Annotated in this window: 20 protein-coding genes, 5 tRNA genes and 2 pseudogenes; 15 read left to right on the top strand and 12 right to left on the bottom strand. The window is 61.3% G+C overall.

The features are described 5' to 3' along the window. Positions 1-220 precede the first annotated feature (220 nt). Both rssB and rssC read left to right on the top strand, forming a co-directional pair. A complete protein-coding gene (rssB, locus tag G7009_RS09810) occupies positions 221-1405 on the top strand; it encodes a two-component system response regulator RssB (RefSeq protein WP_181129797.1) in 1185 nt (394 codons plus the stop codon). After that, positions 1402-1884: an anti-sigma factor antagonist RssC gene (gene rssC / locus G7009_RS09805; protein ID WP_181129796.1), complete on the top strand. Its 483-nt coding sequence runs from the start codon at positions 1402-1404 to the stop codon at positions 1882-1884. The genes rssB and rssC overlap by 4 nt, the downstream gene beginning before the upstream one ends. Positions 1885-1886: 2 nt before the next feature. Here the strand turns inward: rssC and G7009_RS09800 are convergent, their stop codons facing one another. From G7009_RS09800 to G7009_RS09785, 4 genes are all read right to left on the bottom strand, one after another. Continuing rightward, a complete protein-coding gene (locus tag G7009_RS09800) occupies positions 1887-3791 on the bottom strand; it encodes an alkaline phosphatase D family protein (RefSeq protein ID WP_181129795.1) in 1905 nt (634 codons plus the stop codon). 224 nt (positions 3792-4015) lie between these two features. Beyond that, positions 4016-4942 carry a transaldolase gene (gene tal / locus G7009_RS09795; protein WP_181129794.1) on the bottom strand — a complete coding sequence of 309 codons (927 nt, stop codon included), beginning with the start codon at positions 4940-4942 and terminating at the stop codon, positions 4016-4018. Positions 4943-5066: 124 nt separating this feature from the next. Then, a complete protein-coding gene (gene dusA, locus G7009_RS09790; RefSeq protein ID WP_181129793.1) occupies positions 5067-6077 on the bottom strand; it encodes a tRNA dihydrouridine(20/20a) synthase DusA in 1011 nt (336 codons plus the stop codon). Between the two features lie 520 nt (positions 6078-6597). Continuing rightward, complete coding sequence (locus G7009_RS09785; protein ID WP_181129792.1) at positions 6598-7293, bottom strand: SOS response-associated peptidase family protein; 696 nt, start codon at positions 7291-7293, stop codon at positions 6598-6600. A gap of 104 nt (positions 7294-7397) precedes the next feature. Here G7009_RS09785 and G7009_RS09780 point away from each other — a divergent pair. Both G7009_RS09780 and G7009_RS27725 read left to right on the top strand, forming a co-directional pair. Beyond that, positions 7398-7725 (top strand): annotated as a pseudogene (locus G7009_RS09780) (LexA family protein); the annotation flags it as partial. Next, positions 7716-8201: pseudogene (locus G7009_RS27725) on the top strand (tyrosine-type recombinase/integrase); the annotation flags it as partial. The pseudogenes G7009_RS09780 and G7009_RS27725, both read left to right, overlap by 10 nt. Before the next feature lie 360 nt (positions 8202-8561). Here the strand turns inward: G7009_RS27725 and G7009_RS09775 are convergent. Next, positions 8562-9224, bottom strand: coding sequence for an NADPH-dependent F420 reductase (locus G7009_RS09775; protein WP_181129791.1), 663 nt, complete (start codon positions 9222-9224; stop codon positions 8562-8564). Between the two features lie 100 nt (positions 9225-9324). Here G7009_RS09775 and G7009_RS09770 point away from each other — a divergent pair, with 100 nt between their 5' ends. Further along, entirely contained in the window at positions 9325-10221 is an 897-nt protein-coding gene (locus G7009_RS09770; protein ID WP_181129790.1) for a LysR family transcriptional regulator, read from the top strand. 249 nt (positions 10222-10470) lie between these two features. Here G7009_RS09770 and G7009_RS09765 read toward each other — a convergent pair whose 3' ends face one another. Beyond that, positions 10471-10857, bottom strand: coding sequence for a cupin domain-containing protein (locus G7009_RS09765; protein WP_181129789.1), 387 nt, complete (start codon positions 10855-10857; stop codon positions 10471-10473). 72 nt (positions 10858-10929) lie between these two features. Continuing rightward, positions 10930-11754, bottom strand: a complete 825-nt coding sequence (locus G7009_RS09760) for an AraC family transcriptional regulator (RefSeq protein ID WP_181129788.1) — start codon at positions 11752-11754, stop codon at positions 10930-10932. A gap of 290 nt (positions 11755-12044) precedes the next feature. Here G7009_RS09760 and G7009_RS09755 point away from each other — a divergent pair, with 290 nt between their 5' ends. The 4 genes from G7009_RS09755 (at position 12045) to nhaA (ending at position 20250) form a co-directional block, all read left to right on the top strand. Further along, the gene (locus G7009_RS09755; RefSeq protein WP_181129787.1) at positions 12045-12344 is read left to right on the top strand and encodes a VOC family protein; all 300 of its coding nucleotides are present in this window, start codon (positions 12045-12047) and stop codon (positions 12342-12344) included. Between the two features lie 115 nt (positions 12345-12459). Then, entirely contained in the window at positions 12460-12621 is a 162-nt protein-coding gene (locus G7009_RS09750) for a hypothetical protein (protein WP_181129951.1), read from the top strand. 99 nt (positions 12622-12720) lie between these two features. Beyond that, a complete protein-coding gene (locus G7009_RS09745) occupies positions 12721-18561 on the top strand; it encodes a DUF3320 domain-containing protein (protein ID WP_181129786.1) in 5841 nt (1946 codons plus the stop codon). A gap of 435 nt (positions 18562-18996) precedes the next feature. Continuing rightward, entirely contained in the window at positions 18997-20250 is a 1254-nt protein-coding gene (gene nhaA / locus G7009_RS09740; protein WP_181129785.1) for a Na+/H+ antiporter NhaA, read from the top strand. Here the strand turns inward: nhaA and G7009_RS27720 are convergent, their stop codons facing one another. From G7009_RS27720 to G7009_RS09730, 3 genes are all read right to left on the bottom strand, one after another. Continuing rightward, a complete protein-coding gene (locus tag G7009_RS27720; protein ID WP_258197903.1) occupies positions 20251-20376 on the bottom strand; it encodes a hypothetical protein in 126 nt (41 codons plus the stop codon). 122 nt (positions 20377-20498) lie between these two features. Beyond that, positions 20499-20807, bottom strand: a complete 309-nt coding sequence (locus tag G7009_RS09735; RefSeq protein ID WP_181129784.1) for an AzlD family protein — start codon at positions 20805-20807, stop codon at positions 20499-20501. Further along, positions 20797-21513 carry an AzlC family ABC transporter permease gene (locus tag G7009_RS09730; RefSeq protein WP_181129783.1) on the bottom strand — a complete coding sequence of 239 codons (717 nt, stop codon included), beginning with the start codon at positions 21511-21513 and terminating at the stop codon, positions 20797-20799. The genes G7009_RS09735 and G7009_RS09730 overlap by 11 nt, the downstream gene beginning before the upstream one ends. A 194-nt stretch (positions 21514-21707) precedes the next feature. Between G7009_RS09730 and G7009_RS09725 the strand changes: the two genes are divergently transcribed. After that, complete coding sequence (locus G7009_RS09725) at positions 21708-22577, top strand: LysR family transcriptional regulator (protein ID WP_181129782.1); 870 nt, start codon at positions 21708-21710, stop codon at positions 22575-22577. Positions 22578-22638: 61 nt separating this feature from the next. On the opposite strand, the gene G7009_RS09720 is transcribed toward G7009_RS09725, so the two are convergent. Beyond that, complete coding sequence (locus tag G7009_RS09720) at positions 22639-23427, bottom strand: NAD(P)-binding domain-containing protein (protein WP_181129781.1); 789 nt, start codon at positions 23425-23427, stop codon at positions 22639-22641. A gap of 806 nt (positions 23428-24233) precedes the next feature. Further along, positions 24234-25088 carry a bifunctional methylenetetrahydrofolate dehydrogenase/methenyltetrahydrofolate cyclohydrolase FolD gene (gene folD, locus G7009_RS09715; RefSeq protein WP_181129780.1) on the bottom strand — a complete coding sequence of 285 codons (855 nt, stop codon included), beginning with the start codon at positions 25086-25088 and terminating at the stop codon, positions 24234-24236. 270 nt (positions 25089-25358) lie between these two features. On the opposite strand from folD, the gene G7009_RS09710 reads away from it, so the two are divergent. The 5 genes from G7009_RS09710 (at position 25359) to G7009_RS09690 (ending at position 25943) form a co-directional block, all read left to right on the top strand. Then, positions 25359-25435, top strand: a tRNA-Arg gene (locus G7009_RS09710). 42 nt (positions 25436-25477) lie between these two features. After that, positions 25478-25553, top strand: a tRNA-His gene (locus tag G7009_RS09705). A 55-nt stretch (positions 25554-25608) separates the two neighbouring features. Next, a tRNA-Leu gene (locus G7009_RS09700) sits at positions 25609-25693 on the top strand. A gap of 36 nt (positions 25694-25729) precedes the next feature. Next, positions 25730-25805: transfer RNA gene (locus tag G7009_RS09695), tRNA-His, on the top strand. Positions 25806-25862: 57 nt separating this feature from the next. Next, a tRNA-Leu gene (locus G7009_RS09690) sits at positions 25863-25943 on the top strand. Positions 25944-25946 lie beyond the last annotated feature (3 nt).

The following is a 25946-nucleotide window of genomic DNA, read 5'->3' as shown; positions in this document are numbered from 1 at the left end:
GGCGATTTGCCCTGTAAAGTGGCGCCCGCTGCACCTTCCTACGCTTGAAACGCCCTGCGGATGGGAGTACCGTCAGCGCCTTAGAGGGCACCTCTACTATTTGACGGGCGGACTTGCCGTCCTGTACCCGGATAGAGAGTGGCTAGAGAGAATTCCAGTAGCCGACAGTCGGTCTTGCCGCAGCCGCTACGCCAACCTATTTCTGGCGCCGTTTGCCCACATGCAGAAACCCAGTGCAACGCTGCTGATCATCGACGACGACGACGTGGTTCGTGCAAGCCTCGCCGCCTATCTGGAAGACAGTGGTTTCAGTGTCCTTCAGGCCAGCAATGGCCAGCAGGGTCTCCAGGTTTTCGAAGAACGCCTCCCCGATCTTGTCATCTGCGACCTGCGCATGCCGCAGATGGGTGGCCTCGAGCTTATCCGCCAGGTCAGCGAGCGGGCGCCACAGGTTCCTGTGATCGTCGTCTCCGGGGCAGGGGTGATGAGCGATGCCGTCGAGGCGTTGCGTCTGGGCGCGGCCGATTACCTGATCAAGCCGCTCGAAGACTTGGCCGTGCTCGAACACTCGGTGCGCCGGGCCTTGGAGCGCGCGCGGCTGGTCCAGGAAAACCAGCGTTACCGGGACAAGCTCGAGACCGCCAACCGTGAACTGGAAGCCAGCCTGCACTTGTTGCAGGAGGACCAGACCGCAGGGCGACAGGTGCAGATGAACATGCTGCCGGAAAGCCCCTGGCATGTCGGCGAGCTGGCGTTCGAGCATCAGATCATCCCGTCGCTGTACCTGTCGGGAGATTTCGTCGACTACTTCCGGGTCGATAACCGGCGGATTGCCTTTTACCTGGCCGATGTGTCCGGTCATGGTGCTTCATCGGCCTTCGTCACTGTCCTGTTGAAGTTCATGACGACCCGTCTGCTGTTCGAATTCAAGCGCAATGGCAAGATGCGGGATTTCAAGCCCTCCGAGGTGCTCGGTCATATCAACCGGGGGCTGATCAACTGCAAACTGGGCAAGCACGTGACCATGGTAGGCGGAGTGATCGATGAGGATACCGGGTTGATGACCTATGCCGTGGGCGGCCACTTGCCGTTGCCTGTGCTCTATACCCCAGGGCACGCCCGCTACCTCGAGGGTAGAGGTCTGCCGGTGGGGCTGTTCGACGAGGCGTCCTACCAGGACCAGGTCATGGAGCTGCCCGCGCGGTTCAGCCTGAGCCTGATGTCCGATGGCATCCTGGACCTTTTGCCAGGAGGTACACTCAAAGATAAAGAAGCTTCCCTGCCGGAAATCGTCCAGGAAGCAGGGGGCAGCCTGGATGGGCTGCGCCAACGATTCGGATTGGCTACGCTTGGGGAGATGCCGGATGATATCGCCCTATTGGTGTTGAGCAGGAACCTTGAATGAGTACCGGTAGAATCCAGTTTGCAGAGCAGAGTGGCACTTTCGTTCTCAAATTCGTCGGTGAAGTGCGTCTGACCCTGTGTTCGGCGCTGGATGCGACGATCGAAAAGATCTTCACCGCCTTGAACTTCTCGGCCATCGTCATCGACCTGACCGAAACCGAGAGCATCGACAGCACCACGCTCGGCCTGCTGGCGAAGCTGTCGATCCTGTCTCGTCAGAAGATTGGCTTGTTGCCCACGGTGGTCACTACCAACCCGGATATCTCCCGGTTGTTGCAATCGATGGGCTTCGAGCAGGTATTCAATATCGTCGATCATCCGATTCCTTGTACCGAATGCCTGACCGATCTGCCTTCCCAGGACCAGAACGAAGAGGTCGTGCGCTCCAAGGTGCTGGAGGCGCACAGGATCCTCATGGGCCTCAATGATTCCAATCGCGAAGCCTTCCATGACTTGGTCCACGCGCTGGAGCGCACCTGACTCTACGCGTCCTGTTCATTCCGAGGAAAGCCAGCCGCCGGTGTGCCGTCGGCGTTGTGCTGCAGAACGCGCTCCGGCTGCCCTTGCTCATTGAAGAACACCTGTCCTAGCCCCGCGCTGTTCCACAGACGCTCGCCAGCCTGGCTGCGCGTGGGCGTGCGAGGCAACACCTTCATCTGGCGACGCTTGGTAAACCAGTTCAAGGGCGAGCGAGGCGCGTAGAGCCAGCGATTGAGACGATCGAAGAGGTCCAGCAAGCGCTTGGGAAACTGGTTTTTGATACCGCTGCTGGTGATCTGCCACAAATGCGGGCTGCCCCGCCGATGGCGAATGCGCACTTCGTAGACGAAGGAGTAGTGCACGTCACCGGACAGGATCACGTAGTGCCCTGGCGTGCGCGAATGGCGAAAGATGTTGAGGATCACCTGTGCCGCTCCACGATGAGCCATCCAATTTTCCGCGTCCACCAGCAGGGCGAAACCGAGCCAGCTGAAGACACGCTGCACCGTTTCGATCAGCTTGACGCCGAAGATCGGCGCGGGCGAGACGATGATCGCCGACGGATGATCGAGCAGGGCCTGTTGCAGTTCGCACAACCCTTCCCAGTCGAGCAGGCCTGAAGGCCTTTTCAGGCTGGTTTCGCTGCGCCAGCGTCGCGTGCGGGTATCGAGCACCAGAAGCGGCGGATTGCTGCGCAGCTCGAACTGCCAACCCTGGAAACGCAGGAGCTCATCGATCAGTTCGTCCTGCGCCTGGCAGTCCATCATGTTTCCGGGCGCTCGCTTGCCCAGTACGCAGCTTCGCTCGATCAAGGCATGGCAGCGCTCGGGATCGTTGCCCCAGCCTTGGCACAGCAGGTAGCCCAGTAGGGCATTGCCGATGATTCGCTTGGAGAACGGGTGGCCGTAGGCGGTTTCTTCCCACTGCGCCGAGAGATTCCAGTCATCGGTGATGTCGTGGTCATCGAAGATCATCAGGCTGGGCAGATGTGCCAATACGCGCGCTACCTGACCCAGCCCGGCGGCGAAGTCCTCGATCAAGGGGGCCTCCGCGCGAAAACGCTCCTGACGCTTGGCGGTCAGGCCCTCGGGCAGGGTGATGGCAACCAGGCCCCAGGGTACCGGCGACCAGACAAGCATGTACATGGCCATCACTTCGGCAAAGGTCACCAAGTGGTTATCGGCATTGCTGCTGGTGAAGATCGGCTTGCGGGTGCCGCCGAAGAAGCGCGCGCGCAGGCTTTCGTTGGCTTCCAGCGCTGGAAGCAGGTCGGCGCGGTGGTAATAGCACGCGGGATGGCGGTACAGCGCGGGACTGTCCTCGACCACTGCGCCCTCGAGGTGCTCATCGAACAGCTCCAGACGTTCGATCAGGGCGTGGATCGCACGTAGCATCGGCCCTGCGACATCATCGGCGTAGACCTGGTCGCCGCTCATCATCAGCACAGCTGGACGTTGCTCGGGGGCTGGACACTCCTGCAGGAGGCGATCGGCGCAAAGCAGACCGTCGGCGGCGGGATGATGGGGCTTGCGACAGGAACCATGAAGCAGTTGTTCCAGTCGCCCACGCAAGACGAAATTCGGACGCTGGGCGCCTGGATAGAGCAGGTGAGGAGCCCACTCGGCAATTCCTCGGGCATGTTGGCCGTCATGCACAAGCAGGTCATAGTCGAGCTGAGTGTCGCGAGGCAGCGAGGTATCGAAGTGTATGTCGAGCAAGTGCACGAAGGCCTGTCGACCGACGGGGACGATCGTGATTTCCAGGCGACTGCCAATGCCCGGATGTTCCAGCAGAAACTCCAGTTGCAGAGGCTTCGAGCCGATCAGCCAGATGGCCAGGCGTTCAGGTTCTAGGCGGCGCAGGACTGGGCCGGCAAGCACGGGGGGGAGCGGGGGGGTATCCGACATCGGCGACTCAAGTGTGGAAGGATGCCATCGCGGTTCAGGCTGGATAAGACACGACGTGCGAACACAGGTCGGCGTGTTGCCTTGGTCTTGACCTGTCATTGCAATGGGCCAGGGTGCGGGCGTGGTCCATGCGGTGAGAGCTTACACCGCGCAAGGATTTCTCATACAAAAAACGGGTGAAGAATGCTGAGCATCGATCACCCGTCTTGCAACCTTGTTTTGTATCAGGCCTTTTCAGCCATTACCGCTTCCAGCTTTTCCTGGTCGCGCGCGAATTGACGGATACCTTCGGCCAATTTCTCGGTGGCCATCGCATCTTCGTTCATTTCCCAGCGGAATTGGCTTTCGTTCAACACCTTGCGCGCCTCTCCCGCGTTGCCCGGCTCGAGCACGCGTGGCAGGTCGCCCTGGTCATCGCTCAACTGCTGCAGCAGTTCCGGGCTGATGGTCAGCCGGTCGCAGCCAGCCAGTTGCTCGATCTGACCGATGTTGCGGAAGCTCGCGCCCATCACGACCGTGTTGTAGCCGTTGGTCTTGTAATAGTCGTAGATACGCGTCACCGATTGCACGCCCGGATCCTCGGCGCCCGCGAACTCCTTGCCGGTACTCTTCTTGTACCAGTCATAGATACGGCCCACGAATGGCGAGATCAGGAAGACCCCAGCGTCGGCGCAGGCCTGGGCCTGGGCGAAGGAGAACAGCAGGGTCAGGTTGGTTTGAATGCCTTCGCGCTCCAGTTGCTCCGCGGCGCGAATACCTTCCCAGGTGGACGCCAGCTTGATCAGCACGCGGTCGCGGCCGACGCCCGCCTTTTCATACAGCTCGATCAATTGACGCGCCTTGGCCAGCAACGCCTGCTCGTCGAACGACAACCGAGCATCGACCTCGGTGGAGATACGCCCTGGAATGACCTTCAGGATGCCCGTGCCGACCGCCACGGAAAACGCGTCGCAGGCAAGGCCGATATCGCCCTTGGCGTCTGTTCTTACCTTGTCCAGCAGATCGGCATAGCCAGTGATCGCCGCGGCCTTTAGCAGCAGGGAAGGGTTGGTGGTGGCATCGACCGGCTTGAGACGGGTGATCGCATCGAGGTCACCGGTATCGGCAACGACGGTGGTGAACTGCTTGAGTTGTTCCAGCTTGGAAGTCATGGGCGTGCTCTGTCCTGTGCGATGACTCGACATTACCCGAGCCCCGGCAGCCACTCAAGGGCTGGCGGAGGCAGACGGGCAAATGGGTGATGATTCGAGTCTGGCGCGCGCCCAGGGTTCCGTTTCAGCGGCCCTGCAGCAGCTCGGCGGCCTGGTCGAGGATGGCCAGGGGCTCCTTGCTCTTGTGAATGTCCGCCGAGAGCAGCTGGCGGAAGCGCCGCGCGCCCGGGAAACCCTGGCCCAACCCGAGAATATGGCGCGTGACATGGTGCATGGCGCCACCGCTTTCCATGTGCGCGACGATGTACGGCCGCAACTTGGCCAGCGCTTCGCTGCGGCTGATCACCCGCGCCTGGCTACCGAACAGCTGTTGGTCCACTTCGGCCAGCAGGTAGGGATTGTGATAGGCCTCCCGGCCCAGCATCACCCCGTCGAAGGTCTGCAGATGCGCCTGGCATTCGGGCAAGGTCTTGATGCCGCCATTGAGTACCAGTTCCAGATCCGGGAAGTCCGCCTTCAGCCGCGCCGCCACGTCATAGCGCAGAGGAGGCACCTCGCGGTTTTCCTTCGGCGACAGGCCTTCGAGGATTGCGATCCGCGCATGCACGGTAAAGCTGCGGCAACCCGCATCGCGTACCTGGCCCACGAAATCGCACAGCTCGGCATAGCTGTCCCGGCCGTTGATCCCGATGCGGTGCTTGACCGTCACCGGGATGGCGACCGCATCGCGCATCGCCTTGACACAGTCGGCCACCAGCGCGGGGTGCGCCATCAGGCAGGCGCCGATCATGTTGTTCTGCACCCGATCGCTGGGGCAGCCCACGTTCAGGTTGACCTCATCGTAGCCGGCCTGCTCGGCCAGCCGCGCGCAGGCTGCCAGGTCGGCAGGCACACTGCCGCCGAGCTGCAACGCGAGCGGATGCTCCGCCTCGTCATGGCGCAGGAAACGCTCGGGGTCGCCGTGCAGCAAGGCGCCGGTGGTGACCATTTCGGTGTAGAGCAGAGTGTGGCGCGAGAGCAGGCGAAGGAAGAAGCGGCAGTGGCGGTCTGTCCAGTCCATCATGGGCGCAACGGAGAAGCGTCGCGACAGCTCGGGGCGCGTAGTTTGTGGCTTTGAGGCGGATTCTAGGGGCATTCTGGGCTACGCATTTTTGTACCATTTGACGAGGGTTTGAGCGTTTTCAATGTGACAGTGGTACGAGGTACCACTGCCAGCCACGCTTGTACCGCCGGCAATCATGGCAACGGTCAGAGCAAAGGCTGATGGAACGGTTAGCTACACCGTCCAAATCCGCCTCAAGAAAAAGGATGTCGTAGTCTACCAAGAGTCCTGGACATTCGCCTGCAAGCAAGTTGCCCCGGCCTAGTCGAAACGACGCAACCGAGTTGGCGGAGCCTGGTGCGATCAAGCGGCCAGCCGTGGCGGACACACCGTCACGGATCTGCTTGCTGAGGCTCATCGTGGATGGCCGCAACGCTGGCTGTGGCAGGCCAACGACTATGAACGACAACGGGCCGAGCAGGGCCAGCAGCACATCCAAGAATGCAGGAAGACCACTACAACCGCACTTGCTGCAGTGCAGGCAAAAAAGGCCAGACGCGGCGCCCCTGGAAGCTTGATCTAAAAATAGGTCGGAGAATCTCGACCACCAAGCTCAGGTCTGCCCAAGCTGCCGAATCAACCCGGCTCCCTGGTTCCGGACATTGGCCACCGCCTTGTCGACGGGGTACCACTTGAAGTCGCCTGCGGGCCTGTCGTGGCTCCGTATGATCTGCGCAGCTCGCTCGCTCGACGTGTCAGGGTCTATCCACTCCCGTGCCACCTCGGGTGTCAGGACCAGCGGCTTGCGATCATGGATGTCGATCAGTCCCTGGTCGGCGGCGGCCGTGATGATCACGAAGCCATCCCGCTCGTCGGGTTCGATGCCGCGGTGCACCTCGGCCAGCGCGGCGAAGAACAGCGGCTCCCCGCTGGCCGACGTGATGTAGTAGGGCTGCTTGCGCTTCGGGTCGTCGGGATCCGGAATCCATTCGAACCATCCATTCGCCGGAGCCAAGGCACGGCCACCTGGCCACAAGCCTTTGAAGAACTTACCGGTCATCACCGTTTCGGCCCGGGCATTGATGGGATCTGGCCGCTTTCCCTTCGCCCAGAAGGGCGACCATCCCCACTTCACGCGATCGATGCTCAGCCCTCCCTCGACTGGCCGGATCACCTCGACACGGGTCGACGGCGCGACGTTGTAGCGGCTGATCGGCTCATGGTCGTAGCCATTGATAACCACCAGGTCCAGCGAAAGTTGCTTCAGGTAGTAATCCATGGATTCATAAATCGAGTAGCGTCCACACATTTCCCCACCTCTCTTCTCTGTCGAAATCCACCCGGCAAGGTTGACCAGTCGTCGAATGCCTAGTTAACTGTATATGCATACAGTTTGCATCGGATCTCTATAACATGACCGTTACCCTTCTAGGTACGCCGATTGGCGGCACCGAGCTTTTTCCGCTCTACTCGTTCCACGTTCCCGCGGGGTTTCCATCCCCGGCCGCCGACCATCTGGAGGGGGCATATCTCCCTCGATGAGTTATTCGACATCCGCGCGCCTCAGGTGTATCTGGTAAAAGTCGAGGGCGACAGTAGGCAGGGGGCGGGGATCTATTCCGGGGATCTGGTCATCGTGGACCGTGGCCGGGAAGCCGAGCACGGCGACATCGTCATCGCAACGGTCAATGCCGAGCCGGTTTGCAAGCGCCTGTATCGTCGTGACGGCCTGGTGACCCTAGACTTGAAACGTTCATCGAAGAATTGCTGCTTCGAGGGCAGGCGCACCGAAGCGAAGGTATCGCCAGGTCGGTTGGAAAAGTCTCTCATGGCCTAGCTGCGATGGGCATCTTGGCGAAACCGTTGCGTATGCGCGGCTATGCCAGCTGGCGCGAAAAGAGTATCGACGGTATTGATCCTGTCTGGGTCAAATGGTGTCGTCGTTGGCGAGATACCTCAACCTTACGTCCTCGGACGCGCGAAAGTAACTACAGTTTCATCTTAAGAACGGGTATTTGGTTAGCACGAGAGCAGCCATGGGTCGGCTGCCCGGTCGACTGGAGCATGTCCACCTGCGCGGTATTTATCGCGGCGGTTGAGCGGATGACGGTCGGGGAATGGGCGCTGGAATCAGCCCGTGGTACGAAGTTTAAGGGACTTGGTCAACCGATCGCGCCGAATTCGAAGCGCAGTTTTCTACACGCTGTACGACGTTTTTTATCGATTCGAAAGCTAGATAATAGCAGGACGCCCATTGAGATTGATGCGGGCAAGGGGCGGTCATAAGATGTGACCTAGCCGCGACCTGACGGTCGAATGGCCGAAATTATCCGATTCTGTTGAAAAAGTCGGCCATGGTTTTCGCAGCTGAAAAGTACGCGTCCGAGATTGAAATTTTTACCTTTGGTCGAGGCTTCCAGACGCAGATTTCACACAGCAGTGTGCAAAAAAGGCGTTTTCACCAGTCAATGATTAAGCCGTTTGGGATAACCTAATTTTTCAACAGAATCATCCCAAAGCTGACATTGTCCCCAATCAGCTCCAAGTCTTCTCTCGATCCATTAGGTTGTGGGCTATTCAGCGGCGCCATGATCCCTCGGGCAATTCGACCTGCCGATGGGCCGCAGCCAAGGCAACCTTCAACCCCTCTTTATCCAGCGGTATGCAGTAGGCGGGTTTAGCCCGTTCGAATCGCCAGCTTTCATCAAGGCTGCCCGCATCTGCCGCGTCGAATCCAATTTCGTCCAGCAACTTGATCACCAGCGCTTTCGCCGCTGGATCATCCGCAGCGATCGGCAGTGCGCGTCGGTCGGGCGCTGCTTTCGGGCGCGAGTCCTGCACCAGGTCTTGGGCGAGGATTGCATTGAACACCTTGACCACGCTGGAGTGGGGCAGATGCTCTGCGAGCAGGCGGCTGGTGGTGGTTTCGAATCGGTCGAGAGCGGCAATATGACCGTCACGCTCAGGATAGTAATTGTTGGCATCCAGTACGGTTTTGCCCTCTAGCCACTTGGCCGGCACGCTTCGGTATTGCCCAAGAGGAATTGCCACGAGTACAACTTCGCCAAATTGTGTGGCGTCCTCGATAGTGCCGACCTGACTGCCAGGAATGCCGCTGAGCACGCTTTTCATGGTCTGTGGCCCACGTGAATTGCTGAGCATCGCCTCGTGCCCAGCTGCGATGACCAATTGCGCCACTGCACGTCCGATGAAGCCCGCACCAATAATGCCGATACGCATGTCCTTGCTCCGTTGATTGACAAGAAAAATTCAGGATGATTGCCAACCAGGAGAAGATAAATAATCATCGGCTATTTAGTCTCGTTACCAGGAGTGTTGAATGATGGATCGCCTGACGAGCATGGGAGCGTTTGTGATGGCGGCGGAATCCGGCTCCTATGCCAGCGCTGCTGAGCGATTGGGCCTGTCGCCCCAGATGGTGGCCAAGCATGTTGCCGCGCTTGAGCAGCGGCTAGGTGCGCGGCTACTGAACCGTACCACCCGACGCCAGAGCCTGACTGAGTTGGGTAGCGCTTACTACGAACGCTGTAAGCTCATTTTGAGCGAGGCTCAGGCTGCCGATTCCCTAGCGCAGATCATGAACGACACCCCGCGCGGCAAACTAAAAATCAGCGCTCCCATAACTTTCGGCTCCTATAGCCTCATGCCCTTTGTGACGGATTTTTTGCGTCAACACCCTGAAGTCGAAATCGATCTGCATTTGACTGATCGCTTCGTCGATCTAGTGGAGGAGGGTTATGAAGTGACTTTCAGGATTGGCCCATTGGCCGCGTCCAGTTTGACCGCCAGGCCGTTGGCGCCTTATCGATTGGTAGCCTGTGCGGCACCGAGCTATCTGAGCGACCGGGGAGTGCCGCAAATACCGGATGATCTGAAGAACCATGAGTGCCTGGGGTATGCCTATTGGTCCAGGCCGGCCGACCGTGAATGGGTATTCTACAAAGGCTCCGCAGTTGAACGGGTACAAGTCGCCAGTCGATTACAGGTCAACGAGAGCAAAGCACTGCTGTCGGCAGCGTTGGACGGGTTCGGGATTGTCCTTGGCCCCAAAGACTTTCTTGAGCCCGCGTTGTGCAGCGGCGAGTTAGTTCGACTGTTACCTGATTACGAAGCACCGAGCCGACAAATGCATTTGCTCTACACGGCCAATCGTCAGAGAACAGCCAAACTCCGACGATTTATCGATGCTACGCTCGCCCGCTTTGGTGCTCCTTGAGCAGGCTATTGACTGGCTGCTTTTGGCCGATTCTGTTGAAAAGGTCGGCCATGGTTCTCCCAGCTGAAAAGAACGCGTCCGAGATTGAAAACTTTACTTTCGGTCGAGGCTTCCAGACGCAGATTTCACGCAGCAGCGTGCAAAAAAGCGTTTTCACCAGTCAATGATTAGGCCGTTTGGGATGACCGAGTTTTTCAACAGAATCGGCCGAGAGCGGAGACTCACGACCCAAGGGCTAATGGTATTCAGTCAGACCCAGAGATCGTTCTTGGCTGTTCGCTCGCCACCTTCATGCCCTGTGTTCAAAATGCCTCGTGGCTCGATCATCATCACTTTCGCTTCACCTTGGGCTGCTGTTCTGTGCTCTACGCCACGTGGCACGACGTAAAGTTCACCGGCATTCACATGGACGCAGCCATCCGGCAGGTCGATGCGCAGGGTACCTTCGAGCACGAGGAAGGCTTCGTCGGTCTCAGGGTGCGAATGCCAGATGAATTCGCCTTCAATTCGCACGACCTTGAACTGGTAGTCGTTCATTTCCGCGACGACTCTGGGGCTCCATTGTTGCTCGATCAGCGAAGCCTTCTGGGCCAGATTCACGGGGGGCGATGCGTGTTGGTGATGGGTCTCGGACATGACAGATCCTCTGTAATTGGAGCTGTCAGCCTACCGAACGGAAAGAGCATTGCTCTTGTACGATCCTGCAAGTCAGCGGGCGGGCCGCAAACGTTCCAGCCAGCGCAAAGGCGGTACCCCGAAGCAGCGCGTGAAGTGTCGGGTCATGTGGCTCTGATCGTGAAAGCCAGCAGCGAGAGCGGCATCCACCAGCGTGAAACCATCCAGGATCAGGCTGCGAAAGCAGTCCAGGCGACGGAGCGTGACGAAGCGGTAGGGGCTAGTGCCGTAGAGCGTTCTGAAATCCCGTGACAAGCTCCACCGCTCGCGCCCGCTAGCATGCTCGAGCATCTCCAGGGTGATACCCTGGTGAAGGTGCTCCATGATGAACGCCCTGGCGCGCTCGGCCGAGCAGTAATCCAGGCGTTTACGACCGCGCGGCTTGCCGCCGACGGTACGCAAAGCTATCGCCAGGTCATACAGGGCGTCCTGTTCCTCCAGCATTTCCAGAGGGTGATCCACCGCCTGCACGAATGCTTCACTGGCACGGTACAGGCGCGGATCGGTCGACAGCCCACCGGCGATGAAGGGCAGCGGTTCGCCACCAAGAACGTTTTGAATGAGCGAAGGGTCGATGTAGGCCATGCGGTAGCGGAAGCCCGCGTCGGTGCCGGCCATTCCGTCATGTACTTCGTCAGGGTGAAGTACGAGTGTATTGCCCGGCACGCCGTGGCGCAGCGAGCCTTTGTAGTGAAAACTCTGTACGCCGGCGAGGGTGCGGCCTATCGAGTAGGTGTCGTGACGGTGTGGGTCGTAGCCATGACTGCCAAACCACGCTTCGATACGTTCCACGCTGCCCGATTGAGCGCTGCGGATTACCCAGTCGGAGGTAACTGACCGGCTTGCCTTGCAGTCCATGACTGGTGTTTTCCCGATAGTGCGGCGCCTGGCGGGATCCGCCTGCCAATCCTGTGAATATACAAGCCCCCGTGTTCGAATGTCTGCTATCGGACGATAGTGTTGAAAAAGTCGACCCGGCCTGGCTACCCATGCATAGAGCGATGAAAAGGCATTTTTGCACGCTGCTACGCTAAATCTAGGGTCGCACTGTCTGCGGGAAATACAGATTTCAATCTCAGACGCATACTTTTCTGCCGTGGAATCCGAAACCCTACGAGCAAGCACTCAAGCCACTAGGGATAACGTTAATGATGAGCATTGAGGCCGATCCTCCTCAATCGAAGCCTCGGCGACTGGGGTTCGGTTCCGCAGGAAAGCCATTTCTCTGGCTGCACGACGCTTCCGTCCCGAGCCACGGGGCGCATATAGCGCTGATCGCGCAGAGTCGTGAGGCGGTCGACGCGTTCCATGCGGCTGCCATGGCCGCTGGCGGAAAGGACAACGGGGCGCCCGGAATCAGACCGCATTACCACACCGGTTATTACGCAGCCTATGTACTGGCCCCTGACGGAGTGAATCTGGAGGCTGTTTGCCAAATAGTGGCTTGAGCGCCAGGGTTCGCATCAGTCCCATCCGGGCAACTGTCGCGACGATCTCCGTCAATATGCGTTGCGACCAGCCAGTGCAGCTGCCGCCTCGCAAGCGGGGCCGTGGGTGTACGCCTTGGCGCAGCTACTCGAACCCGAGTGCCGTCCCAGCGTCGCCGCGCTGGCCGGGGTCGACCACATCCTGGCGGCACTGGATCGCATTGCCCAAGGCAGCGTCGACGATGTCCATCACCAGCGCTACCCCTGCAGGCGCAAACCCTTTCATTCACCCCAGTGACTAAAACCGGTTCCAAATCCCCGTCCGCTCAGGGACTATAGGCGCCATTTACTCGCGCCCCTCGTGGCGACGAGCGCAGGCCGTTCTAGGAGTCCATGCATGAGTATCACGATCGAGGCGCTGATCGCGCGCAAGATTGGTTTCGCTTCCCACCAGAATGCCGTCCCTCTGGTCCGTGAGCTGAGCGTCTCGAACCAGGGCGAGCAAGCCCTCCAGGACCTTGTACTGGCCCTGAGCACCGACCCTGCCTTCGTCGAAACCCGTACCTGGACGATCGATCGCCTCAACCCCGGCGATCAGTTGAGCGTCACCGAGCGCGATATCAGGCTCAATGCCGGCTACCTGGCGGGTCTGAGCGAAAGCCTGGGCGCCGAGGTCGTGCTGCGCTTGTCGCAAGGTGACGACCTGCTCGCCGAGCGACGCTTCCCGACGGAGCTCCTGGCTCGCATGGAGTGGGGCGGCTTGAGTGCCATGCCTGAGTTGCTGGCAGCCTTCTGCATGCCCAACGATCCGGCGGTCGATCGTGTGCTCAAGGCCGCGTCGCAGGTGCTGCGTCGCGCCGGCAAGAAAGACGGCATCGATGGCTACGAGGGCAAGTCACGGAGCCGTACCTGGGAACTAACGTCGGCCATCTGGTCGGCCGTCTGCGGTTTCAAGCTGAGCTACGCGGTGCCGCCCGCCAGTTTCGAGCAGCAGGGACAGAAGATCCGCGCGCCCGGGGCGATCCTCGACAACGGCATCGCGACTTGTCTGGACACTGCGCTGCTGTTTGCCGCGGCGCTCGAGCAAGCTGGGCTCAATGCCTTGCTGATCATGACCAAGGGGCATGCCTTCGTGGGTGTCTGGCTGCAGCCTCAGGAGTTCTCGCAACTGCTGACCGATGACGCCTCGGCAGTACGCAAGCGCGTGGACCTGCAAGAGATGCTGGTCTTCGAAACCACCCTGGCGACCCAGGCGCCGGCCCCTGGCTTCAGTCAGGCAATCGCCGCGGCACAGCGCCAGCTCGACGACGAGCAATTCATCATGGCCATCGATCTGCACCGCGCGCGGATGCAGAAGATCCGTCCGCTCGCGCTCGCGGCGGCCCCAGGTACGGCCGAGGCGCAGGATGCTCCAGCGGCCGTCGAAAGCCTGGAGGAAGCGCCCGCGCTGCCTGGCTTCGATGTCGAGATCAACGAGGCCGGTACGGATCCCGCGGGCAAGCTGACGCTATGGCAGCGCAAGCTCCTCGACCTCACGACTCGCAATCGTTTGCTGCACCTGCCGGACAGTGCCAAGGGCGTGCGCCTGGTCTGCGCGGATCCGGCCGCGCTGGAGGACACGCTTTCCAATGGTCAACGCATCCGCGTGGTACCGGTGCCCGACCTGAAGGGCGGTGGCCGCGATCCTGCGCTCTATGAACAGCAGAACAGCGAAAGCCTGCTCGATGAAGTCGCGCGCCAGGCCTTGTCGCGTGGTGAAGTATTGGCCACCCTGGAAAAGATCAAGCTCGAAGCCACCTTGATCGAGCTGTACCGCAAGGCACGCACCGATCTGGAGGAGGGCGGCGCCAACACGCTGTTCCTGGCGATCGGTTTCCTGAAATGGAAGAAGACTGCCGAAGATCCCAAGACCTATTCCGCGCCGCTGATCCTGGTGCCGGTCAAGCTGGAGCGCAAGAGTGCCTTGTCGGGTGTGACGCTCAGCCTGCTGGACGAAGAGCCGCGCTTCAACCTGACCCTCCTGGAGCTGCTGCGCCACGACTTCGAACTGACGATTCCGGGGCTGGAAGGCGATCTGCCCGGCGACGAGAGCGGCATCGACGTCCTGGGCATCTGGAACATGGTGCGCCGGGCCGTTCGTGACGTGCCAGGGTTCGAGGTCAGTACCGAGGTGGTACTGGGCACTTTCTCCTTCGCCAAATACCTGATGTGGAAGGACCTGGCCGCCAACGCGGCGCAATTGCTGCAAAGCCCGTTGGTCAAGCATTTGATCGAGCGCGATCCGGCCGGGGCCGGCTTTGCCAGCTCGGGCGAATTTCCACGGCCCGAGCGGCTCGATGCCACGGTGACGCCGGCGCAGCTGTTCACTCCGTTGCCTGCCGATTCCTCCCAGCTCTCGGCCGTGGTGGCGTCGGCGCAGCAGCACAGCTTCGTGCTCGATGGGCCGCCAGGCACGGGCAAGTCGCAGACCATCGCCAACATGATCGCGCACAATCTGGCGCTGGGGCGGCGCGTCCTGTTCGTCGCGGAAAAGCGCGCCGCGCTGGATGTCGTCTATCGGCGTCTGGCCGAGCAGGGGCTCGGCGAGTTCTGCCTGGAGCTGCATTCGAGCAAGGCATCCAAGGTCGAAGTGCTCAAGCAGCTGGACCGTGCCTGGGAGGTTCGCGATGCCTTGAGCGCCGAGGACTGGGCACGCGAAGCAAGTCGCCTGCAGACGTTGCGTTCGCGGCTCAACCAGGTGGTAGAGGTGCTGCACCGGCGCTGGCGCAACGGGCTGTCCCTGCACCAGGCCATTGGTCGGGTCGTGCGCGATCACACCTGCGCCACCCCGCGCCTGCTTTGGCCAGTGGGCACCGAACACGATGCCACCGAGTATGCCAACCTGCTGGACCTGGCACGGCGACTGGGACTCAACGGCGATGCCGCGCGAAACCTGTCGGCGAGCTTCGGCGCGTTGGCGCAGCCGCAATGGTCCAACGCCTGGCAGGCGCAGATCGCCAGCCGTGCGCGAGAATTGCCGCAGGCGCTCGACGCGTTGCAAGCCGCCAGCGAGCGTTTGTTGTCCCTGATCCATCTGCCGCTTGCGCTGGCGGAAGTGACGAACGTGCAGCACTTGAGCGAAGTGACCGCGCTCTTGTGCGAGACCCACGGATCGGATTTCTCGTTTGCCTTTACCGCCAATGCCACTGCCCGCATCAAGGCCGCACGACGAGCGTGCGAACTCATCGACAGCTACCTGCACCTGCGGCAGGACCTTTCGCTGGACTACGCCGACGAGGCCTGCCGTCGCATACCGTTCGACAGCCTCCGTCAGCAATGGCAGGAAGCCGAGGGCAAGTTCTGGTTCTTCGCCACCTTTGCCAAGAAGAAGGTGGCCCGTGAACTCGCTTCCCTGGGCGGCGCCACGGGTCTGCCCGATACCTTGAAGGATCTCGCCACCCTCGAACGTCTGCAGGGCCTGTTGCTCGAGCTGGACGGCCTGGCCGGCGATGTGCGGGCGATCCCTGGATGGCAAGGACTCGCCAGTGACCGGCCACGCCTGCTGCGGGCGGTGACGCTGGCGGAGCGCTTGCGTGGCAGTCTTATCGCGCTGGCCGACTCCCCCGAACATCTGATCGCACTGCGCGCCGCGGTGGCTCGGGTGGTGGTCGAAGCCAACGACATGCTGGCGGCCGGCGGCCAGATCGCGACGGCGCTGACGGCATTGCAGCAGGCCTTGTCGCGATACGGTGAGGTGGCCCGCCAGTTCGCCGAGCTGGCCGCGACCGATGAGCAGGCGCCGACCGTTGCCACATTGCGTGCCACCGCCTTGTCGATCCAGCAGCAGGAAGAACAGCTCAAGGCCTGGTGTGACTGGTGTCGGGTACGCGCGCAGGCCGCTGAAGCCGGCTTGGCGCCACTGGCCGAGGCGCTGGAGCAGGGCACCCTGCCGGCAGCGGCGACCGAGGAGACATTCACCACCGCCTATGCGCACTGGTTCGCGACCCATGGCATCGACAGCGAGCCGTTGCTGCGCAATTTCGTCGCGGCCGAGCACATGAGCGACATCGCCATGTTCAATCGCCTGGACGATGAACTGGCGAAACTCACGGTGCGTTACATCCGCGCACGCTTGTGCGGCCTGATCCCGTCCAAGAACGATATCGCCAAGAACAGCGGTTTCGCGATTCTCAAGCATGAACTGCAGAAATCCCGTCGGCACAAGCCGGTTCGCCAACTGGCGATCGAGATGGGCGATGCCATGAGCCGTCTGGCCCCGTGCATGCTCATGAGCCCGCTGTCGATCGCCCAGTTTCTGCCTGCGGATCAGCCGCCCTTTGACCTGGTGATCTTCGACGAAGCGTCGCAGATCGCGCCCTGGGATGCGATCGGTTCCATTGCCCGCGGCAAGCAGGTGGTGATCGCCGGCGACCCACGGCAGATGCCGCCGACCAACTTCTTCAATCGCAGCGCCAGTGCCGACGATGACGACACCGCCGAAGACATGGAAAGCATTCTCGATGAGTGCCTGGGCGCGGGTGTGCCCAGCCACAGCCTCAGCTGGCACTATCGCAGCCGTCACGAGAGCCTGATCGCCTTCTCCAACCACCGTTACTACGACAGCAACCTGATCACTTTCCCGGCGGCCGAAACCCGTGCCAGCGCGGTCGAGTGGCGACGTGTCGAAGGGGTGTATGCCAAGGGCCGTGGCCGCTTCAACCAGGCCGAGGCGGAGGCCATCGTCAACGAGACGGTCAAGCGGCTCACCGATCCCGCGTTCATCGCGGCAGGGCATTCCATCGGCATCATTACCTTGAACGCCGACCAACAGAAGCTGGTCAGCGACCTGCTGGACGTGGCCCGTCAGCAGTACCCGCAGATCGAGCCCTTCTTCCAGGACAGCCAGACTGAGCCGGTAGTGGTGAAAAACCTGGAAACCGTGCAGGGCGACGAGCGCGACCTGATCATGCTGGGTATCGGCTACGGCCCGACCGAGCCCGGTGCTGCGGTCATGTCGATGAACTTCGGTCCGCTCAACAAGGAAGGTGGCTGGCGCCGCCTGAATGTGGCGATCACGCGGTCACGCAGGGAGATGCTGGTATTCTCGTCCTTCGACCCCTCCATGATCGACCTCAACCGTACCAACGCCCGCGCAGTGCGGGACCTCAAGCACTTCATCGAGTTTGCCCAGCGGGGACCGAAGGCGCTGGCCGAGGCTGTGCAGGGGTCGGTGGGTGGATACGATTCGCCGTTCGAGGAAGCCGTGGCCCAAGGGCTGCGTCGCCTGGGCTGGCAGGTGGTGCCGCAGATCGGCGTGTCGCGGTTTCGTATCGACCTTGGCATCGTCCATCCGGACCGGCCCGGGGATTACCTTGCCGGTGTCGAGTGCGACGGGGCGACCTATCATAGCGCCGCGACGGCGCGCGATCGCGACAAGGTACGCGGGGCGATCCTGCGAGGGCTGGGCTGGAAGCTGGTGCGGTTGTGGTCCACCGACTGGTGGGTCGACAAGGAGGGCGCCCTGCAACGCCTGCATGGTGCCTTGAACGAGCTGCTCGAGTACTCCAGGGCCGTGCCGGTGGTGGCGCAGGACGCCGAGCCAGCTGCCGTGAAAGTCGATTTTTCTCGGCAAGCGCAAGGCGAGGAAGCCGTGTCGCAGGTGCCTGAGGCCACGCCGGATGACATCGTGGTCGATGACCCTGAACCGGTCGCCGCCGGGTTGACCGACCCTTCAGGCATTATCGGTCCGCAGCGCAGCGCCTACCGAATTGCCGACCTGTCGTCCCTGCAGGGGCAGATCGACGGCGAGCGCTTCCATGCGCCGGAGTACGCGTCGACACTGCGCCAGGTCATTGACCAGGTACTGCGTCAGGAAGCGCCCATTCTCGATAGCCTGCTGGTCCAGCGCATCGCTCGCGCCCATGGCTTCCAGCGCACCGGCCGACTGATCCGCGATCGCGTTCTGGAACTCGCCGACTCGCATCATTATGTGCAGGACGCCGGCCATGGCGAGGTCTTCGTCTGGCATGCCAAGGACGATGTGCGGGCATGGTCGACATTCCGCATACCGGCCTCGGCCAATGACGCGCGTTCGATCGAAGAAATCGCTGCCGAGGAGTTGCGGGTGGCGGCGGCGATCATCGATGCGGGCGACCCCGCGCTGGAAGTGGCGCGGCTGTTGGGCATCAAGCGGCTCACCGGCGCCGCGCGCGAGCGTATCGACCGGATACTGGGTGCCCAGCGCGGCGGTTTGACATAGGCGTTCGAAGGATTTTCTGGGTGGGGCGAGGCCTGCCCAGGATCGACCTTGGCGAAGGAGCAGGATGCCGCAATGACACCATCCGGGGAGGGGTAGGAAAAGTCGCCTATCTGTCGGGGAAATATCCTGGCAACAATTCGGTCCATGCCGTGGCGAAATCTCGTTAGAATCCGGGGCTTGGCGTGTGCTGCGTGCGCCCGGGTCTGTCCCGAATACGGAGAACATTCATTTGTTTTCCGTAGGAAGCAGCATGACGTCAGCAATTTCCATTTTCCTGGGCCCAAGCGGTCCGGATGTCGATAGGGCCGGTCCATACCGGGCCTCACTTCCCTCCCTTGCCTTTGCCGAACTGACCCGCGTGCCACGGCGTCATGGCGTTGCCATGCCTGCCTTGGGCTGTTTCGTGGGCGGTTACTTGATCAAGGAGAATCAAGCATGAGTTCCAACAGTTCCCATCGCGCCGGTGGCCATGGCTCCGTCCTGCGCCGGTTCCTGGCCAGCGAGGCGGCGGGCGGCGTCGTCCTGATGCTGGCTGCCGCGATCGCGATCCTGATCGCCAACTCACCCTGGGGAGGCCTCTACCATGATGTGCTGCATGCCTCCACCGGCCCGACCCTGAGTGAAAAGCTCGGGCCCATGACCCTGCATCTATGGATCAACGATGGCCTGATGAGCATCTTCTTCCTGCTGGTCGGCATGGAGATCAGGCGCGAACTGGTCGACGGCCACCTGGCGACCTGGGAGCAGCGCCGCTTGCCGGCCTTGCCCGCGATGCTGGGCATGGCTTTTCCCGCCCTGATCTACCTGGCCATCACCCGCGACGTCCCGTCGCTGGGCAACGGATGGGCGATTCCAGCTGCCACCGACATCGCCTTCGCCATCGGCGCCCTGGCACTGATGGGCCGCCATGCGCCTTTGTCACTCAAGCTGATGCTGGTGGCCGTGGCGATCCTGGATGACATGGGCGCGGTCGCGATCATCGCCATTTTCTATACCTCGGCGCTCAACCTGACAGCGCTGGCCGCCGCGGCGGGTATCGTCGCGGTCCTGCTGCTGTTGAATCGCTGCCGGGTCACGGCGCTGTGGCCCTACCTGATCGGCCTGGTGGCGCTGTGGTTCGCCACGCTGCTGTCGGGCGTACACGCGACGGTGGCCGGGGTGGTGGGGGCGTTCCTGATTCCCTATGCCAGCGGTGTCGGCGCGGCCCATGAGGCCCACTCACCCTTGCATCGCCTGGAAGGCGCGCTGTCACCCTGGGTCGCCTTCCTCATCGTGCCACTGTTCGGCTTCGCCAACGCCGGGCTCTCGCTGGGGAATCTGTCCTGGGCGGATCTCTTTGCGCCCTTGCCGCTGGGTATCGCCCTGGGCCTGTTCCTGGGCAAGCAACTGGGGGTGTTCGCCGGCGTGGTACTGGCGGTCAAGAGCGGGCTTGCCGTCAAGCCGCGCGGGGTCACCTGGGCACAGCTCTATGCCGTGTCCATGCTGTGCGGCATCGGCTTCACCATGAGCCTGTTCATCAGCGGATTGGCATTCCCGACGCACCCCGAACTGATGGAGGAAGCGAAGATCGGCATCATGCTCGGCTCGCTGGTTTCCGCGATCCTGGCCTGCATCCTTCTGCGCGTGGTGCCCAAGGCTCGTGATGAGGACCCAGATGCCTCCAGCACAAAGCCCGCAGGCCTGTCCTGATCAGTCAGGCGGCGCTTGCGTTGGTAACGCGACGATCAGTTCGGCAACGTCATCGCGTACGTTGCCGACCGCCTTGCTCACCGCGAACCCTTTGAAATCGCCGACCAGCAGGTTTTTGCTCGACATTGCAGGTGAAAGACTCTCCAGGCGAGCATTGCATCAATGATGAGCCAGCGCTCTACGGCCAGGCCGATGAGCTGTGGACGGTCTCGTGCAAAGCAGTGGACGGGGTAGGTCCATCAAATCGCTCACAGCGCCCTGATCAACGCCGCAACGACGATGCCGGCGGCGATCGCTGGCAACGGCTTCTTGACCAGCAGCATGACGACTGCCGTGGTGGCCAGGGCTGCTCGTGCGCCGTTGTCGCCGGCCAGGGCCAGGGGCGCAAGCACCGCGATCAGAACCGAGCCAGACATGGCGCCGATGAATTGCTGTACCCGATAGCTGATGGGCACGAACGACATCACGTAGATGCCGCCCCAGCGTGTAGCCAGGGTCACCACTGCCATTATCAGGATGATGATCAGTGTGCCGTGGCCGGCGGTTTCAATGTTCATCGTTCTTTTCCATCCATACCGCGCCCAGGATGCCGCCTGCGAGCGCGCCGACGACCACATGGCTGTTCTCGGGTAGATATCGGTACGCCAACAGCGACGAGCCACCCGCCAGTGTCCAGATGACCAGCATCCGCAGGTTCTTTTTTCCGCCGACCACCATGGCCAGCAGGAAACAGCCCATGACCATGTCCAGGCCCAGGCTGACCGGGTCCTGGATCGCATTGCCGAAGGACAGACCCAGCCAGCTGCCCGCCGCCCATGCCAGCCAGAGCGCGATGCCACCTCCCAGGAGAAGCCCGAGGCCCGGCGCGCCTCGGTTGAATGCCTGTTGGGAGAGTGCCCAGTTGGCGTCCGACACCACCAGCATCACGCCGTAGCGCTTGGCAGGCGGCAGTTCGCGAAGCCAGGGATACAGGGTTGCTCCCATCAGCAGGTGGCGAGCGTTGATGGCGAACACCGTGACCACCAGCGGCACCAGCGGCACTTGTTCACCCCACAGATCGAGGACGGCGAATTGCGCGGCCCCGGCAAATACCAGGCTGCTCATGAGCATGATCGAGGTTCCTTCCAGCCCTGCCTGGGCGGCAGCAAGGCCGAAGGCAAGCCCGAAGATGACGACGAACAGGGAGATCGGTGCGAGTTGTCTGAAGCCATCCCAGACCTCGCCCCACTCGATCCCGACCGGGGGTTTATCGATGACGTGCAAACCATGGTCTCCTCATGGGCAGCTTGGCTGTTTCCTGGCCGTTGTAAGACAGGTGCAAGACTGCTGGTTGTGAAGGGCGCTTACCTGCGCATGCCGCGGGGTTTCGGCGGCGCTACTATGGCTCATGCAACAGGAAGTCGAAAAGCGCATAATTCATCTGACTGTTATCAGCTTAACGAATACATGAGTGCACCATGAATCAGCAGGACCTCCAGCTCGACTGGCTCAAATGCTTCGTCGCCGTGGTCGATACCGGGTCATTGTCGCGTGCGGCTTCCGAGGTTCATCGATCACAGCCGGCGGTCAGCATGCAGCTCAAGAAACTTGAAGCGGCGGTAGGTCGGCAGCTGCTCGTGCGCGATGCCCGACGTCACCAGCTGACGCCGGACGGCCAGGTACTCCTGGGCTATGCCCGGCGAATCCTGGACCTTCATGCCGATGCGCAGACAGCGTTTCATGGAGACGAGCTGGCCGGCCGGATTCGTCTGGGTGTCCCGGACGACTATGCAGCCAAGTACCTGACCCCTGTGCTCAAGCGGTTTGCCCCGCGTCATGGTGCGGTCGACATCGAACTCGATTGCGAACAGTCGACCTCGCTGATTCCGCGAATCGAGCGAGGAGAACTCGATCTGGCGCTGGTCTCGCGAGACCATGCCAGGCGGGGCACCTTGCTGTTCCATGAACCCATGGTCTGGGTCGGCTCGCCTCAGTTCGATGTCTGGAGGCGAGACCCTCTACCTATTGCGACCTATGAAGAAACCAGCCTTGCGAGGCGTTGCGCCATTCATTCCCTGGCTTTGCAAGGGCGTCGCTATCGCGTGGTCTACAACAGCTCGAGCCTGGCGGGGCAGATAGCGGCTGTCGAAAGCGGTCTGGCGATCGCGGTCCTGACTCGCTGCAGTGCACCCGAGCATCTCGAGATTCTCGGCGAAGCGCACGGGCTGGGACCCTTGCAGCCGATGGAAGTGGCGGTGTACCGCAGTCGCGCTTCCCGGGGGTCCAAGCCTGTCGACAACCTGTATAGCCTGCTGGTGAAGACGTTGAGAATCTCGGCGGCACCTTGAACAGGCGGGCCGCCTCGCGGCCTATCATTGCTTGAGGGCTGGGCGATTCGGATCGACGGGGTTATTGCTCTTGTTTAGAAAGACGGGAGCGCGTCAGGAGCGCATCGAGCACGATTTCACAGGCGGCTCCCCAGGTAGCGCTGACAGGCTGATGCGTGAGCACCGCCAAGCCGTCGGCGGTGAAGGTGCCGGGCGTGGCGATCGCCTGACCCAGCGCCCTGAGCGTCTGCTCGGGCTGTCGTTGGGCGCTGGCCACGCAGTCCTGCATGTTGCCCAGGACCAGGGCCCTTGCTTCGGCAGTTGGCAGGCCTTTGTCGCACAGCCATTGCTGCAGGTCATGCAACAGGAAGTAGAACCAGCCATTCATGCACGCGGCCACTGTAGCCAGCTCGAACGCCGACTCATCCTCCAGCACGACAAGGTTGCCGAGCGGACCGAGGCACGCCTGGCTGGCAGCATCCGGCGGGCATATCACCACCATGCTCTGGTTGAACTGCGCCGCATAGGAAAGCATGACGCGGATGCATGATGCGCCTGGGAAGGCCACTGACAATTGCTCCAGGTTCACACCGGCAGCCAGTGAAATCAGGCGCTGGCCTGGCTTGAGTATCACTTGCCGGGCAATTTCGGACAGCGCCTCCGGGCGCACGCCGAGAATGACCAGGTCCGCATTGTCGATGACCGCCTGATTGCTCTCCATTACCTGGCAACCACATTCCCGGACCAGCGCATCGGCCCGCTCGGCATTGCGTGGGGAGAGCAAGAGAGGGCTTGTGAAACCACTGTGACGCAGGCCGCGTACGACTTTTTCGGTCAGCTCGCCGACCCCGAGTATGCCTAGGCTGTACATGAAGCCTCCTTGACTTTACTGGCCGGCGCGACACGTCGCCCAGGTGCAGGTTGAAAGTGACGTTCAGGCTCGGAACGGCTCTGCTAGGCTGCGGTTCGGGGCCGGCGATATTCACTATGACATCCGCGCGGAAGTGGAAATATAACGTGCGGGACGAGTGCTGGAAGGTTTTGACCGCTGGCGAGCACCACGGCGTCGATGGCGCATGCTCGAGAGGATGTACCAAAGAAAACGGCACCTTGCGGACAATGCCAGTCAGTTAAGCCCGCAACCTGCACTTGGGCTGCTTCGCACCCCTTCGCGGGCAAGCCCGCTCCCACAGAGTGGACTGCTCCTGAAAGTTGGGCTGCTTTGTACCCCTTCGCGGGCAAGCCCGCTTCCACAGAGTGGACTGCCCCTGAAAGTTGGGCTGCTTCGCATCCCTTCGCGGGCAAGCCCGCTCCCACAGAGTGGACTGCCCCTGAAAGTTGGGCTGCTTCGCACCCCTTCGCGGGCAAGCCCGCTCCCACGGATTGGACTGCTCCTGAAAGTTGGGCTGCTTTGCACTCCTTCGCGGGCAAGCCCGCTTCCACAGGGTGGACTGCTCCTGAAAGTTGGGCTGCTTTGTACCCCTTCGCGGGCAAGCCCGCTCCCACGGATTGGACTGCTCCTGAAAGTTGGGCTGCTTTAGCCAGCAGCATCTGAAAGCGGCGAGGTATCTTGTGGGAGCGGGCTTGCCCGCGAAGGGCCGCAAAGCGGCCCATTGGCCTTGACTGACCGGCACTAACCTTGCGGGTGCCGTTTCTTGGCGATAGCAGGTATGCGTATCAGTCGTGCAGCGTTTCGGCCGCGTACAGTGTGTTTTCCAGCAGGCAGGCCCGGGTCATCGGCCCGACACCGCCGGGCACCGGCGTGATCCAGCCAGCGCGGGGCAGGGCAGTCTCGTAGACCACATCGCCGACCAGCTTGCCATCTTCCTGGCGGTTGATGCCGACGTCGATGACGATGGCGCCTTCCTTGATCCATTCACCCTTGACCAGCCCAGGCTTGCCGGCGGCCACAACTACCAGGTCGGCACGGCCGACGTGTCCGGCCAGGTCCTTGGTGAAACGGTGGGTGACGGTCACGGTGCAACCGGCCAGCAGCAACTCCATCGCCATGGGGCGGCCGACGATGTTCGAAGCGCCGACGATGACTGCATTCATGCCATACAGATCCTGACCGGTACTCTGCAGCAGGGTCATGATGCCTTTCGGCGTGCACGGGCGCAGCAGGGGGATGCGCTGGGCCAGGCGGCCGACGTTGTAAGGATGAAAGCCGTCAACATCCTTGTCCGGACGAATGCGCTCGAGCAGCAGCGAGGCCTCTAGATGCGCGGGCAGCGGCAATTGCAAGAGAATGCCATCGATTGCCGGATCTTCGTTGAGGCTATCGATCAGGTCGGTCAATGCTTGCTGCGTGGTATCGCTGGGCAGGTCGAATGCCTGGGAGATGAAGCCGACCTCTTCGCAGTCCTTGCGCTTGTGCGAGACATAGACTTGAGAGGCCGGGTCGGTGCCGACCAGGATCACGGCAAGGCCTGGCGTGCGCAGGCCCTGTTGGCGTCGCTCCACGACACGTTGAGCGATCTGCTGGCGCAGGCTGGCGGCGATCGCCTTGCCATCGATAAGGTGTGCAGTCATAGACGCGTGATTAACCATCTAGAAGGGAACATAAAGAGCGCACATTCTCGCACGACCTAGGCCGAGGGCAAAGGCGCCTGGTCGCCCAAATCCCCTAAGCCCTTAAATAAAATGAATTTTTTTGAAAGAACTGTTGACGCCCACCCGGCTCGCCTATAAGATTCGGCGCACTTGTCGGGCACGGCCTAGCACTGGTTGGCAAGGCTGGGCAGAATGAGTGGTTTACCAGCTTGTCTGATAGACTCTTGTTCGGTTAGGCACAATGCTTATGCGCCCGTAGCTCAGCTGGATAGAGCATCCGCCTTCTAAGCGGATGGTCGCAGGTTCGAGTCCTGCCGGGTGCGCCATTAGGCAGCTTGGGCAAGCAAGTAAGGTTGTACAGCGATATGGTGGGCGTAGCTCAGTTGGTAGAGCGCTGGATTGTGATTCCAGTTGTCGTGGGTTCGATTCCCATCGTCCACCCCAGATTCTTCAAGGGCGTCGTGATTGCACAATCTGGCGCCTTTGTTTTTAGCGTTACGCGGACGTGGTGGAATTGGTAGACACACTGGATTTAGGTTCCAGCGGCGCAAGCTGTAAGAGTTCGAGTCTCTTCGTCCGCACCATGCTTCTGTAAGGTTGTACCGCAAGACCGCAACATGGTGGGCGTAGCTCAGTTGGTAGAGCGCTGGATTGTGATTCCAGTTGTCGTGGGTTCGATTCCCATCGTCCACCCCATATTTTTCGAAGGCGCCTTGATCGTGAGATCGGGCGCCTTTGTCGTATCTGCTTCACGCGGACGTAGTGAAATTGGTAGATACACTGATTTAGGTTCCGGCGGCGCAAGTTGTAAGAGTTAGAGTCTCTTCGTCCGCGCCG

The organism is Pseudomonas capeferrum, from assembly GCF_013523055.1.
Classification (GTDB): domain Bacteria; phylum Pseudomonadota; class Gammaproteobacteria; order Pseudomonadales; family Pseudomonadaceae; genus Aquipseudomonas; species Aquipseudomonas capeferrum_A.
This window is presented reverse-complemented; position numbering and strand designations above follow the sequence as displayed.